Source organism: Salinibacterium sp. TMP30, assembly GCF_038397785.1.
Lineage (GTDB): Bacteria > Actinomycetota > Actinomycetes > Actinomycetales > Microbacteriaceae > Rhodoglobus.
In genome coordinates this window covers 2,239,102-2,251,772 of sequence record NZ_CP151642.1, presented here as the reverse complement: position 1 = coordinate 2,251,772, position 12,671 = coordinate 2,239,102, and the positions used below count along the sequence as shown (strand labels likewise).

Annotated in this window: 15 protein-coding genes; 13 read left to right on the top strand and 2 right to left on the bottom strand. The window is 58.4% G+C overall.

Annotated features, from left to right (window positions below):
• Positions 1-60 precede the first annotated feature (60 nt).
• Both secY and AADH44_RS10955 read left to right on the top strand, forming a co-directional pair.
• Positions 61-1,383 (top strand): preprotein translocase subunit SecY, encoded by a 1,323-nt coding sequence (gene secY / locus AADH44_RS10960; RefSeq protein ID WP_341952848.1) that lies wholly within the window; start codon positions 61-63, stop codon positions 1,381-1,383.
• Entirely contained in the window at positions 1,380-1,979 is a 600-nt protein-coding gene (locus tag AADH44_RS10955; RefSeq protein ID WP_341952846.1) for an adenylate kinase, read from the top strand. Before secY ends, AADH44_RS10955 begins: the two co-directional genes overlap by 4 nt.
• Here the strand turns inward: AADH44_RS10955 and AADH44_RS10950 are convergent.
• Positions 1,976-2,608 (bottom strand): PTS sugar transporter subunit IIA, encoded by a 633-nt coding sequence (locus AADH44_RS10950; RefSeq protein WP_341952844.1) that lies wholly within the window; start codon positions 2,606-2,608, stop codon positions 1,976-1,978. The genes AADH44_RS10955 and AADH44_RS10950 overlap by 4 nt on opposite strands.
• Positions 2,609-2,970: 362 nt before the next feature.
• On the opposite strand from AADH44_RS10950, the gene infA reads away from it, so the two are divergent.
• The 10 genes from infA to glmM all read left to right on the top strand — a co-directional run bounded on the left by infA (position 2,971) and on the right by glmM (position 9,703).
• Positions 2,971-3,192, top strand: a complete 222-nt coding sequence (gene infA / locus AADH44_RS10945; protein ID WP_009773103.1) for a translation initiation factor IF-1 — start codon at positions 2,971-2,973, stop codon at positions 3,190-3,192.
• A 76-nt stretch (positions 3,193-3,268) separates the two neighbouring features.
• The gene (gene rpmJ, locus AADH44_RS10940) at positions 3,269-3,385 is read left to right on the top strand and encodes a 50S ribosomal protein L36 (RefSeq protein ID WP_010203794.1); all 117 of its coding nucleotides are present in this window, start codon (positions 3,269-3,271) and stop codon (positions 3,383-3,385) included.
• A 170-nt stretch (positions 3,386-3,555) separates the two neighbouring features.
• Complete coding sequence (gene rpsM, locus AADH44_RS10935; protein ID WP_341952839.1) at positions 3,556-3,930, top strand: 30S ribosomal protein S13; 375 nt, start codon at positions 3,556-3,558, stop codon at positions 3,928-3,930.
• A gap of 51 nt (positions 3,931-3,981) precedes the next feature.
• Positions 3,982-4,380 carry a 30S ribosomal protein S11 gene (gene rpsK, locus AADH44_RS10930; RefSeq protein ID WP_100388216.1) on the top strand — a complete coding sequence of 133 codons (399 nt, stop codon included), beginning with the start codon at positions 3,982-3,984 and terminating at the stop codon, positions 4,378-4,380.
• 165 nt (positions 4,381-4,545) lie between these two features.
• Complete coding sequence (locus AADH44_RS10925; protein WP_009773099.1) at positions 4,546-5,541, top strand: DNA-directed RNA polymerase subunit alpha; 996 nt, start codon at positions 4,546-4,548, stop codon at positions 5,539-5,541.
• 38 nt (positions 5,542-5,579) lie between these two features.
• Complete coding sequence (gene rplQ / locus AADH44_RS10920) at positions 5,580-6,122, top strand: 50S ribosomal protein L17 (protein ID WP_341952834.1); 543 nt, start codon at positions 5,580-5,582, stop codon at positions 6,120-6,122.
• 73 nt (positions 6,123-6,195) lie between these two features.
• Positions 6,196-7,143 carry a tRNA pseudouridine synthase A gene (locus AADH44_RS10915; RefSeq protein WP_341952832.1) on the top strand — a complete coding sequence of 316 codons (948 nt, stop codon included), beginning with the start codon at positions 6,196-6,198 and terminating at the stop codon, positions 7,141-7,143.
• Between the two features lie 195 nt (positions 7,144-7,338).
• Positions 7,339-7,785: a 50S ribosomal protein L13 gene (gene rplM, locus AADH44_RS10910; protein ID WP_341952831.1), complete on the top strand. Its 447-nt coding sequence runs from the start codon at positions 7,339-7,341 to the stop codon at positions 7,783-7,785.
• A gap of 41 nt (positions 7,786-7,826) precedes the next feature.
• Positions 7,827-8,315, top strand: a complete 489-nt coding sequence (gene rpsI / locus AADH44_RS10905; protein ID WP_341952830.1) for a 30S ribosomal protein S9 — start codon at positions 7,827-7,829, stop codon at positions 8,313-8,315.
• Between the two features lie 26 nt (positions 8,316-8,341).
• The gene (gene glmM / locus AADH44_RS10900) at positions 8,342-9,703 is read left to right on the top strand and encodes a phosphoglucosamine mutase (RefSeq protein WP_341952829.1); all 1,362 of its coding nucleotides are present in this window, start codon (positions 8,342-8,344) and stop codon (positions 9,701-9,703) included.
• Positions 9,704-9,811: 108 nt separating this feature from the next.
• Here glmM and coaA read toward each other — a convergent pair whose 3' ends face one another.
• Positions 9,812-10,759 (bottom strand): type I pantothenate kinase, encoded by a 948-nt coding sequence (coaA, locus tag AADH44_RS10895; protein WP_341952828.1) that lies wholly within the window; start codon positions 10,757-10,759, stop codon positions 9,812-9,814.
• 55 nt (positions 10,760-10,814) lie between these two features.
• On the opposite strand from coaA, the gene glmS reads away from it, so the two are divergent.
• On the top strand, positions 10,815-12,665 hold the full coding sequence (gene glmS / locus AADH44_RS10890; protein WP_341952827.1) for a glutamine--fructose-6-phosphate transaminase (isomerizing): 1,851 nt from the start codon (positions 10,815-10,817) through the stop codon (positions 12,663-12,665).
• Positions 12,666-12,671: the final 6 nt, after the last annotated feature.

Below are 12,671 nucleotides of genomic sequence, written 5' to 3'. Positions count from 1 at the left end.
GGGAATCCCGCATAAGGGGTTCCCCATTCGCCCGCAGTACATAGATAAATCGGAGGCCTTGTGTTCAAAGCTGTCGCGCGGATAATCCGCACGCCTGACCTTCGCAGGAAGATCGGGTTCACGCTAGGCATCATTGCGCTGTTTAGACTGGGCTCCTTCATCCCGGCGCCGTTCGTCGACTTTGGAAACGTTCAGCTGTGTCTTGCAGCTAACTCATCCAGCGGCGGGCTGTACGACCTCATCAACCTCTTCAGTGGTGGGGCGCTCCTTCAACTTTCCGTATTTGCACTCGGAATCATGCCGTACATCACGGCGTCGATCATCGTGCAACTACTTCGTGTGGTCATTCCACACTTCGAAACTCTTCACAAAGAGGGCCAGTCAGGCCAGTCGACGCTGACGCAGTACACGCGTTACCTCACCATCGCGCTGGCTATTCTTCAGTCGACGACACTGATCACGGTGGCCCGCAGTGGCGCTTTGTTCCAGTCGGCTGGCGTTCCCGAATGCAGCCAGCTCATCACGAACGATGCCTGGTACGCGATTCTTCTGATGGTCATCACAATGACCGCGGGTACCGGCCTCATCATGTGGATGGGTGAGCTCGTAACCGAGCGCGGAATCGGCAACGGAATGTCGCTGCTGATTTTCACGTCGATCTCCGCAACGTTCCCGAGCGCACTCTGGGGCATCTACCTCAGCAGCGGTATCGAGATCTTTGTTCTCGTGTTACTCATGGGCATTCTCATCATGAGCGCCGTCGTCTTCGTTGAGCAGTCGCAGCGACGCATCCCCGTTCAGTACGCCAAGCGGATGGTCGGCCGACGCACCTACGGCGGCAACAACACCTACATCCCCATCAAGGTCAACATGGCTGGCGTGATCCCTGTGATCTTCGCCTCGTCTCTGTTGTATCTGCCCGCCTTGATCGCAAACTTCAACCAGCCACAAGCTGGTGAGACCCCTTCAGCGTGGGTTGTCTGGATTCAGAACAACCTAGTTTCTGGCGATAGCCCGATCTACATGATCGGATACTTCCTGCTGATCGTTGGCTTCACGTACTTCTATGTCGCAATTACCTTCAACCCCGAAGAAGTTGCCGACAACATGAAAAAGTACGGCGGCTTCATTCCCGGTATTCGCGCTGGTCGACCCACCGCGGAATACCTCGACTACGTTTTGACTCGCGTGACCTTGCCTGGCTCCCTCTACCTTGGCCTTGTGGCAATGATTCCGCTGATCGCGTTTGTCGTTATTGGGGCCAACCAGAATTTCCCATTCGGCGGAGCAAGCATCCTGATTATCGTTGGTGTCGGTCTTGAGACCGTCAAGCAGATCGATTCGCAGTTGCAGCAGCGCCATTACGAAGGTTTGTTGCGTTGACTCGACTCCTACTTATTGGCCCACCCGGCGCAGGCAAGGGCACTCAAGCAGTGCGCCTTGCAGAAATCTACGGAATCGCCGCGATCTCGACTGGTGACATTTTTCGCAGCAATGTGAAGAACGGCACCGAATTGGGAACGAAGGCGAAAGCATTTATGGATGCCGGCGACAACGTTCCAGATTCTTTGACGAACGCACTCATCCGCGACCGTCTCGAAGAAGACGATGCGCAAGACGGTTTTCTGCTTGATGGGTACCCGCGCACGACAGACCAGGTGCGCGAGCTCGATGCGTTCCTCGCGGGCCATGGTGCGGCCTTAGACGCTGTTGTTGAACTTGTGGCAGATCCCGAGGTCGTCGTTGCCCGCCTACGGAAGCGGGCGCTTGAGCAGGAGCGCAGCGATGACACCGAGGCGGTCGTTCGTCACCGTCTTGAGGTTTACAGTCAGCAGACTGCTCCGCTCATCAACGTCTATGCCTCCCGCGACGTGTTGGTCACGATCGATGCGATTGGCGAGATCGATGCTGTGACCGCTCGCATCACCGAGGCTCTTGTTGAGCGCGACATTGTTGCGGCTGACGCTAGATCTCGCTAATTTTCGATTCCGCGCACTAGTTCGTCGATGAAAGTCGGGAAGTCGACCGCTTTTCGTACAGGTTGCTGCACGTGGTCGCGGCCAGAAAAAACGCCAACAAACTGGTCGAAGACTGCGTGAAACGTAGTTCTTCCTGCCGCGCTGAAAGCGATGAGTGCGATGACGTTGACCCGGTTCTCACCCCATCGCATTGGCGTCTCATTAACGACAATGCAGATCGCGGTGCGGTGGTAATTCATCGTCATCGTGTGCGGCACGGCTAGCGTGTCGGTAAATGCTGTCGACGACATCCGCTCTCGCTCGATAGCGCCAGCTTCAATCATCCGGTCTCTAAGCGCAGCGATCATTCCTTCTTCGCTCGGGGCTGTGAAGTTGCGAAGGAAAAGAGCAGGGGCAAAGAACCATAGTAGCTCGTTAGTGAGCGCACGGCGGTGGCGTTGCCTGCGTACTCTGCCGATGACCTTTCGAATGCTGTCAATGTCTGTTTCCGTAAGGAGCGGCTGAATGAGCACCCCGTTGTCAGCGAAGGAATGCAGATCGATAGTAGTGAGTATCAGGTCGGTCGAAAGCTCAGCGAGATCAACATCGGTGCGCGTGATCACGATACGGAGTTGTATCTCGTCGCCCAATATCGCTCCGACCCCCTCACGTAGCTACGAAAGGTCTTGCGCCGGCACGATAAGATTTCTGACGTGAAGTGATAACCGCATGACGAAGTCGTTGTGAAGGATCGGTTCGTCTGCCTTCGTCGCTGACTGCAGAAGATTTCGCGGCTCAGGTAATGGGTTTGTGTGTCGGCGATCCGCTGCCTGCAGACGCCATCGAAACCGTGAAGGCGCAATCTTAGCCCCAGCTTGGCGAAATGCCCGGGATTAGCGTAGGCTTGATCCTTGGTGTTTCAGGCCGATTTTTTCGTGCCTTGGGTTTCTCGAAATCCACTCACCGCAATCCACGCAGACCAGCGAACTCCACTTATAGCGACGAAGAGGCTATGGCCAAAAAAGACGGTGTCATTGAGATCGAAGGAGCAGTAGTTGAAGCTCTGCCCAACGCGATGTTTCGTGTTGAGTTGAGTAACGGCCACGTAGTGCTCGCGCACATCTCCGGCAAAATGCGACAGAACTACATTCGAATCCTTCCGGAGGACCGTGTGGTTGTAGAGCTGAGCCCGTATGACCTGACTCGCGGCCGGATCACCTACCGCTACAAGTAGCGAGCGCTGGAAAGTAACGTCCACTCTTCCTTTGCGGGATAAGTGGAACGAAGACAGCGATTCACAAGGAAAAGTAATGAAGGTTAACCCCAGCGTCAAGCCCATGTGCGACCACTGCCGCGTTATTCGCCGCAACGGACGCGTCATGATCATCTGCAAGTCGAACCCGCGCCACAAGCAACGCCAGGGCTAAAGCTTCCGCGAGCAGATCGCAGCCGGCGAGCAATCGCCACATAACTCAATACACAGAACTAGCAGCACCAGATCCACAACTCGCGCAAGCGAGGTGCGGGGACACCACCGGTTGGAGGCCGGTGCACCGGCGTTGCTACAGACCTCCACTCACTAACAGGAGAAGCCACTATGGCACGTCTAGCCGGCGTCGACATCCCACGCGACAAGCGTGTAGAGGTCGCACTGACTTACATTTATGGTGTTGGCCGCACGAGGGCACTCAAAACCCTCGCCGACACCCAAATCAGCGGAGAAATTCGCGTTCACGATCTGACCGATGACCAGCTCATCGCGCTTCGTGACTACATCGAGGCAAACTTCCAGGTAGAAGGTGACCTTCGTCGTGAGGTTGCAGCAGACATTCGCCGCAAGGTTGAAATCGGCAGCTACCAGGGCATCCGTCACCGCAAGGGGCTGCCCGTTCATGGACAGCGCACGAAGACCAACGCTCGTACCCGCAAGGGCCCGAAGCGCACCGTAGCCGGCAAGAAGAAGGCCCGATAGACCCTGGGTTCACTCCCCGTGTCGTCGCCATCACAGTTTTAGGAGAAAACAATGGCAGCACCAAAATCGGCCGCTCGTAAGCCGCGTCGTAAAGAAAAGAAGAATGTTGCAGTGGGCCAGGCTCACATCAAGTCAACGTTCAACAACACCATCGTTACCATCACCGACCCCACCGGCGCAGTACTGAGCTGGTCCTCGTCAGGTGTCGTCGGCTTCAAGGGTTCGCGCAAGTCGACCCCTTACGCCGCACAGATGTCTGCTGAGTCGGCTGCACGCCAGGCTCAAGAGCACGGTGTCAAGAAGGTAGACGTTTTCGTCAAGGGACCGGGTTCGGGTCGCGAAACTGCGATTCGTTCGCTGCAGGCCGCTGGCCTCGAAGTGGGTTCGATCAACGACGTAACCCCGCAGACGCACAATGGTTGCCGTCCGCCCAAGCGTCGTCGCGTTTAGTTTTACGCCGTACTAGCGAGGCAACTCGCTAGTGCTGGCGTCGTGGCGAGGGTCGCTTGCGGCCCTCGCTCACAGTTCCAGCGCACAATTCAATAAAAACGTCGGGCCAGCCACCCGTCGCCCACAAGTGTCATATAGCGGACACTTTGCCGAAAGGAATCACCAGTGCTCATTGCACAGCGTCCCACCCTTGCTGAGGAGAACATCTCCGAATTCCGTTCACGGTTCGTTATCGAGCCGCTTGAACCCGGTTTCGGTTACACCCTCGGAAACTCAATCCGTCGTACCCTTCTTTCGTCGATCCCCGGAGCAGCTGTCACCAGCATCCGTATCGACGGCGTGCTCCACGAGTTCAGCACCGTCGCCGGTGTAAAAGAAGACGTCACCGAGGTCATCCTCAACATCAAGAACCTCGTTGTCTCGAGCGAGCACGACGAACCAATCACCGCTTACCTGCGCAAGCAGGGCGCTGGTGAGGTCACCGCCGCTGACATCTCTGCACCTGCTGGTGTAGAGATCCACAACCCCGAGCTCGTTATCGCGACCCTCAACGACAAGGCCAAGTTCGAACTTGAGCTGACGATCGAGCGTGGCCGCGGTTACGTCACTGCAACCCAGAACCGCAGCGAATTCAGCGAAGCCGGCCAGATTCCGGTTGACTCGATCTACTCGCCCGTGCTCAAGGTCACCTACCGCGTCGAGGCAACTCGTGCGGGTGAGCGTACCGACTTTGACCGTCTGGTTGTGGATGTCGAAACCAAGTCGGCAATCACCCCGCGTGACGCCATTGCTTCAGCCGGTCGCACGCTAACCGAACTGTTCGGACTCGCTCGCGAGCTCAACACGGCAGCCGAGGGTATTGAGATTGGTCCTGCACCGGTTGACGCCGTGCTGTCGACTGAACTCAGCATGCCGATCGAAGACCTTGATCTTTCGGTGCGCAGCTACAACTGCCTCAAGCGCGAAGGAATCAACACTGTAAGTGAACTGGTGGCTCTTTCGGAGACCCAGCTCATGAACATCCGCAACTTTGGTCAGAAGTCGGTTGATGAAGTACGCGACAAGCTCGTCGAAATGGGATTGTCGTTGAAAGACAGCGTTCCCGGATTTGACGGCGCGCACTTCTACGGCGGATACGCCGACGACGAGACCAACGCTTGAGCCGCTGGCTCGAACCTTTGACACTGGAGAACTAGAAAATGCCTACACCTACTAAGGGCCCGCGTCTCGGCGGTGGACCAGCGCACGAGCGCCTCATGCTCGCCAACCTGGCAGCAGCCCTGTTCACACACAAAAGCATCAAGACCACCGAAACTCGGGCAAAGCGCCTGCGTCCCGTGGCCGAGCGTCTGATCACCTTTGCGAAGAAGGGTGACCTGCACAACCGTCGCCGCGCAATGGGAATCATTGGCGACAAGACCGTCATCCACGAACTCTTCACTGTCATCGCTCCGCAGGTCGAGCACCGTGATGGCGGCTACACCCGCATCACGAAGCTTGGTTTCCGCAAGGGTGACAACGCGTCGATGGTTCAGATGGAGCTCGTTCTTGAGCCCGTAACGCCTAAGAAGAAGTCACCTAAGGCCGCTGCTAAGGCAGAGCCAAAGGCCGCTGCAGAAGAGCCCGCCGCCCAAGAAGCTCCTGCCGCAGACGACACTGCTGCCAGCGACGTTGCAACCGAAGATGTAGCCGTTGAGGCTCCTGCTGAGGACGCTGCTGCGGAGACTGCAGAAGAGAAGTAACTTTCTTCGTTTGAGAAAACCCCGGTTCCGCCTCGAGCGGGCCGGGGTTTTCTTGGTGAAATAGGATTGCACTATGGATCAGACGGCAGCCGCAAACCCGGCGAATGAGCCGAATGTCGACCGCGATGGTGGCGAGACCCGTGATCCCCACTCGACTCGTCTGCGACTCGACATTTCCTACGACGGCACCAACTTCTTCGGATGGGGAAAGCAGCCGGTCCTCCGCACCGTTCAGGGCACGATTGAAGACGCACTCGGCGTGATCTTCCGGCGCTTCGGCGTGATCCCGTCGCTTGTTGTTGCCGGCCGTACGGATGCCGGTGTGCACGCGAGCGGCCAGGTGGCGCACCTTGACCTTACTGACGCCCAGTTGCACAGCCTCGATCGTCCGCGTCGGGGGAACCTTGGCGGCAGGCGCTACGATGGGCCCGCATCTTTGGCTCGAAGGATTAATGGCATCGCGGGGCTTGAGGCTGACATTCATGTGTCGCAGTCAGTGATAGCGGCCGACGGTTTCGATGCCCGCTTTTCGCCGCTGTGGCGCCGGTATGAGTACCGGATTGCCGACAACGAGTCGCCTCGGGATCCTCGGTACCGAAATCACACGGTCTGGTATCCGGCGACGCTCGATGTTGACGCGATGAATGTGGCCGCAAAGGAATTGCTAGGGCTCCATGACTGGGCCGCATACTGCAAACCTCGGGAGGGTGCCTCGACAGTGAGATGGCTTGAGCATTTCAGTTGGAGACGCAACGAGGAGGGCATCATCGTTGCCGAAGTTCGGGCAGACGCTTTCTGTCACAGCATGGTGCGGTCGCTCGTGGGTGCTGGCGTATTTGTGGGGCAGGGCAAGCTGGATATCTCGCGTCCGGTCGACATTCGCGATGAGCGTTCGAAGGGGAGTGAGTACAAGGTCATGCCCGCTAAAGGTCTCACGCTCGTCGAAGTGGGCTATCCGCCAGCTGACGGGCTCGCCGCGCGTGCAGAACTCACGCGATCTCATCGCGATCCGCTCGACTAGCCACGAGGGAGCCTCGACCGGTCACCGCGGAGCGTTTGCTGCGTGGCGGAAGTTGGGCTACTGTTGACCCTTGGTGTCTGCACTATAGGGTGCAACATCCGATCATGAGCCCTCCAACCGGAATTGTTTCTTCTGAAACAACCATCGGAGCGGGATTCACGAACACCTCACTCGATCAATGAAAGCAGCACTATTGTGACGCGCACATATTCGCCCAAGCCCGACGACGTCAAGCGGGAATGGGTCATCATCGACGCAACCGACATCGTTCTCGGCCGCCTCGCCAGCCACGCAGCAGTTTTGCTCCGTGGAAAGCACAAGGCCACCTTTGCTCCCCACATGGACATGGGTGACTTCGTCATTATCATCAACGCTGAGAAGGTTGCCCTCACGGGCTCCAAGCTCGCGCAGAAGAAGGCCTACCGTCACTCCGGTTACCCGGGCGGGCTCACGGCCACCACGTACTCCGAGATGTTGGAGAAGCACCCCACGCGTGCCGTTGAAAAGGCAATCCGTGGAATGCTCCCCAAGAACTCACTCGGTCGCGCTCAGCTCACCAAGCTGAAGGTATACGCGGGTACTGAGCACCCTCACGCTGCTCAGCAGCCAACCCCGTATACCCTCACCCAGGTCGCTCAGTAGCGCCCGCGCTTTACGTAGCCAAGACTTAAGGACTTAAAACAGTGGCCAAGATCGAAGATTCAATCACCGAGGGTGCTCCCGAGTCGTACACGACGGAATCGGCAGCAACCGAGGCGCCCGCAGCGCCTCGCCCCGTTCTCACCGTTCCCGGCGCAGCCGTCGGACGTCGCAAGCAGGCAATTGCCCGCGTTCGCCTCGTTCCTGGTTCGGGCACCATCACGGTCAACGGCCGTGAGTTCGCCGAGTACTTCCCCAACAAGCTTCACCAGCAGCTCATCAATGACCCCTTCAAGGTTCTTGACCTGCTCGGTGGTTACGACGTAATCGCACGCATCACCGGCGGCGGCCCTTCGGGTCAGGCTGGCGCGCTGCGTCTAGGCATCTCTCGTTCGCTCAACCAGATCGATGAAGAGAACAACCGCGCGATCCTCAAGAAGGCTGGCTTCCTTACCCGTGACGCTCGCGTCAAGGAGCGTAAGAAGGCTGGACTCAAGAAGGCGCGTAAGGCTCCGCAGTTCTCGAAGCGCTAACGCGCTTCACGCGCTAGCGGCAACGCATGGCACGTCTTTTTGGTACGGATGGCGTTCGCGGACTCGCGAACAGCGATCTTACTGTAGAGCTCGCACTTGGCCTGGCTCAGTCGGCAGCTGTCGTACTGGGTCAGGGCCGAGTCGCCGATGGTCGTCGAGCTTCCGGCCGTCGACCCGTTGCCGTAGTCGCACGCGACCCGCGGGTATCCGGTGAGTTCATCTCAGCCGCGGTATCCGCGGGGCTCGCGAGCTCTGGCGTCGATGTCTTCGACGCCGGAGTAATCCCCACCCCCGCAGCAGCATTCCTCGTCGCTGACTTCAAAGCCGACCTCGGAGTCATGATCTCCGCGTCGCACAATCCCGCCCCCGACAACGGAATTAAGTTCTTCGGTCAGGGCGGCACCAAACTTCCCGATGAGGTCGAAGACCGCATCGAAGCAGCACTCGCAGCCCCCAGCCTCGCTCCGACGGGCGTTGAGGTTGGCCGCATTCGACGATTCGCCGACGCTGAAGACCGCTACGTCGTGCACCTGTTGTCGACACTACCTAACCAGCTCGGCGGCATCCACGTTGTGCTCGACTGCGCTCACGGCGCGGCCTCCGGAGTATCGCCACAGGTGTTTACGGATGCCGGGGCCAAGGTCACGGTCATCGGTGCAGACCCCGATGGCATCAACATCAACGACGGTGTCGGATCGACCCATCTCGACAACCTCGCTGTGGCAGTGCTCGCGCACGGCGCAGATATTGGTATCGCCCATGATGGTGACGCTGATCGCTGTCTCGCCGTCGACAAAGACGGCAAGGTCGTTGATGGTGACCAGATCATGGCGATTCTGGCGGTATCGATGGCCGAGCGCGGTGTTCTTCAAGACCGCACCCTGGTTGCGACCGTCATGAGCAATCTGGGGCTTCGCCGCGCCATGGCCGAGAACAACATTAAGATGCTCGAAACCAAGGTCGGCGATCGTTACGTGCTCGAAGCACTCGGTGAGCACGGCCTTTCCCTCGGCGGGGAGCAGTCTGGTCACGTCATCATGACCAAGTTCGCGACCACCGGCGACGGCATCCTCACCGGCCTTCATCTTGTTGCCGAAATGGAGCGAACGGGCAAGACGCTTGCCGAGTTGGCTTCAGTAATGACGGTGTACCCGCAAGTTCTCGTGAACGTGCGGGGCGTCGACCATCACTCGCTGGGCTCCGACAGCGTAATCGCGGATGCGGTTGCCGCTGTGGAGGCAGAACTGGGCGAAACGGGCCGGGTGCTGCTGCGCGCATCGGGAACGGAGCCAATGGTTCGCGTGATGGTTGAGGCGGAGCGCCAAGAGGTTGCACAACAGATGGCCGATCGCCTTGCCGCAGTCGTCCGTGCTCAGCTCGGCAACTAATTCCGCCCCGAGCTCGCCGATCCGATACCGGCCAACGCGACACTGCCCGATTCGACAATGGCCAACTAGACACCGGCCGATCCCCGTGAATAGTGGCAGCGCGCCACGCTAGGTCTTACGCAACAACACTTTCGAGACCGCATGGTTGGCATCTTTACGCAGGATCAGTGATGCGCGAGGTCGCGTCGGCAATACGTTCTGGACGAGGTTGGGTTCGTTGGTGAGCTTCCAGACCTGTTGGGCGCGTGCGCGGGCGGCGCTCTCGCTGAGATCGGCAAAGCGGTGGAAGTATGAACGCGGGTTACTGAACGCCCCGCGCTGGAGGCGAAGGAAGCGCTCCTCGTACCAGCGAGCGATGTCACTTGTGCGGGCATCCACATAGATTGTGAAGTCGAAGAGGTCGCTGACGGCGAGCCTGTTGCCGGGCGTCGGCGGTTGCAAAACGTTGAGCCCTTCGACGATGAGCACGTCGGGTTTGCGCACTGTTATAGCGGCATCCGGGATGATGTCGTAGGCCAGGTGCGAATAGAACGGAGCGCGCACTTCAGCGACGCCAGCTTTAATCTTGCTGACGAACCGCAATAGTGCCCGACGGTCGTAGCTTTCGGGAAACCCTTTTCGTTCGAGGATGCCGCGGCGTTCTAGCTCGGCATTGGGGTGCAAAAACCCGTCGGTGGTGATGAGTTCGACGTGGGGGGTGCCGTCCCAGCGCGAGAGAAGTTCGCGCAGCAGTCGCGCGATGGTGGACTTTCCGACGGCTACCGAGCCGGCAACGCCAATGACGAATGGTGTGCTTGTGGTTGTGGCGCCGAGAAACTGCGTGGTGGCGGCATGAAGTCGCTGAGCGTTTTCTGCATACAGGTTGAGTAGTCGACTCAGCGGAAGATAGACCTCTGAGACTTCGGTGAGGTCGAGTTCGTCGCCGAGTCCGCGGAGTTCGATTAGCTCTGCTTGGGTGAGCGGAACTTCCATTTTTGGCGCAAGTCCGCTCCAATCGCTCCGATCGATTTCGAGAAAGGGAGAGATTTGAGCGTGTGCGGAGCCGTTTTCGTGCATCGCCTTCATCCTAACGGCGCACCGATACCCAGCTTGGGGAACTAAACTCGTTTCTATGTGTGGAATTGTGGGTTACGTCGGTGACAACAAAAGCCTTGAGGTTCTCCTCGGTGGTCTCAAACGTCTCGAATACCGGGGTTACGACTCCGCTGGGGTCGCTATTATCGACGAGGCTGGGGTGCTCAGAACACGCAAGCGTGCTGGCAAACTTCAGATGCTGCTGGATGACCTTGCCGAAACACCTCTCGGTAACGGTTCTACGGGCATCGGTCACACGCGGTGGGCTACCCACGGTGGCCCCACCGATGTGAATGCGCACCCGCATTTGAGTCGCGACTCGAAGCTTGCTCTCATTCACAACGGCATCATCGAGAACTTCTCTGAGCTAAAGAACGAGCTGCTGGCCGAGGGAGAAACTTTTGCCAGCGAGACCGATACCGAGGTAGCGGCAATTCTCGTCGGTCGCGAATACGAAAAGACTGGCGACCTTACGGCAGCCTTGCGCGGTGTTGTTGCCCGCCTTGAGGGGGCATTCACTCTGCTCGCGGTTCACGAAGACCAGCCCGGTGTTGTTGTTGGTGCTCGCCGCAACTCACCCTTGGTGATCGGTTTGGGTGACGGAGAAAACTTCTTGGGCTCAGATGTCGCTGCTTTCGTCGAGTTCACTCGTCGCGCCGTCGCTATCGGCCAAGACCAGATCGTCACGATCCGCCCCGACTCTGTTGAGGTCATCGACTTCGATGGCAACCCTGTTGAGGTTGACGAGTTTGATATCGCCTGGGATGCTTCGGCCTCCGAAAAAGGCGGTTGGTCGAGCTTCATGGCGAAGGAGATCAGTGAAGAGCCGGATGCCGTAGCCAACACAATTCTTGGTCGCGTTCAGGATGGGCTCGTCAAGCTCACCGAGTTCGAGCCGCTCGGTGACGAGATCATCGCGAACATCGACCGCATCGTTGTCATTGCGTGCGGAACTGCGGCCTACGCGGGGATGCTTGGCAAGTACGCTATCGAGGCGTGGGCCCGTGTTCCGGTGGATGTTGAGCTGGCTCACGAGTTCCGCTACCGCAACCCGATTCTCACGGAGCGCACCCTCGTGATCTCGATCAGCCAGTCTGGCGAGACCATGGACACACTCATGGCGGTCAAGTTCGCTATGGAATCCGGCGCAAAGGTTGTTTCCGTGTGCAACACGCACGGCGCAACGATTCCGCGCGAGTCACACGCTGTGGTCTACACGCACGCTGGTCCTGAAGTTGCTGTGGCATCCACGAAGGCCTTCGTGGCTCAGGTGACTGCGCTGTACTTGATTGGGCTGCACATTGCGGGTGTGCGGGGCACGCTCAGCGATGAGGCAATTCGTGAGAACGTTGCCGAATTGCAGGCGATCCCGGACAAGATCTCTGAAGTCTTGGTTACCTCTCAGTCGATTAAGCAGTTGGCTCATTGGATGACGGACACCCAGTCGGTGCTCTTCTTGGGCCGTCACGTGGGTTACCCGATCGCTCTTGAGGGCGCACTGAAGCTCAAGGAATTGGCGTACATTCACGCTGAGGGATTTGCCGCTGGTGAGCTCAAGCACGGTCCGATCGCTCTCATTGAGCCCGGTCAGGTTGTTTTCGTGGTCGTTCCCAGCCCGCGCGATCCCAACTCGCTCCACAAGAAGGTTGTCTCCAATATTCAGGAGATCCGTGCGCGTGGCGCTCGCGTCATTGCCATCGCTGAGAAAGGTGACGCAGCGGTGCTGCCGTTCGCCGATGAGGTCATCCCCATTCCTCTTGCCGGTTCGTTCTTTGAGCCGCTCCTTGCAGTGATTCCGTTGCACATTTTCGGTATGGAACTTTCGGCAGCGAAGGGACTCGACGTAGACCAGCCGCGCAACCTCGCGAAGTCTGTCACCGTCGAATAGGTCTCA

Bases quoted from the DNA above. Each gene is read 5' to 3' on its own strand.
- rplQ (WP_341952834.1), top strand. From the start codon at position 5,580: ATGCCTACACCTACTAAGGGCCCGCGTCTCGGCGGTGGACCAGCGCAC.
- AADH44_RS10915 (WP_341952832.1), top strand. From the start codon at position 6,196: ATGGATCAGACGGCAGCCGCAAACCCGGCGAATGAGCCGAATGTCGAC.
- coaA (WP_341952828.1), bottom strand. From the start codon at position 10,759: ATGCACGAAAACGGCTCCGCACACGCTCAAATCTCTCCCTTTCTCGAA.
- glmS (WP_341952827.1), top strand. From the start codon at position 10,815: ATGTGTGGAATTGTGGGTTACGTCGGTGACAACAAAAGCCTTGAGGTT.
- rpsK (WP_100388216.1), top strand. From the start codon at position 3,982: ATGGCAGCACCAAAATCGGCCGCTCGTAAGCCGCGTCGTAAAGAAAAG.
- rpsM (WP_341952839.1), top strand. From the start codon at position 3,556: ATGGCACGTCTAGCCGGCGTCGACATCCCACGCGACAAGCGTGTAGAG.
- glmM (WP_341952829.1), top strand. From the start codon at position 8,342: ATGGCACGTCTTTTTGGTACGGATGGCGTTCGCGGACTCGCGAACAGC.
- rpmJ (WP_010203794.1), top strand. From the start codon at position 3,269: ATGAAGGTTAACCCCAGCGTCAAGCCCATGTGCGACCACTGCCGCGTT.
- infA (WP_009773103.1), top strand. From the start codon at position 2,971: ATGGCCAAAAAAGACGGTGTCATTGAGATCGAAGGAGCAGTAGTTGAA.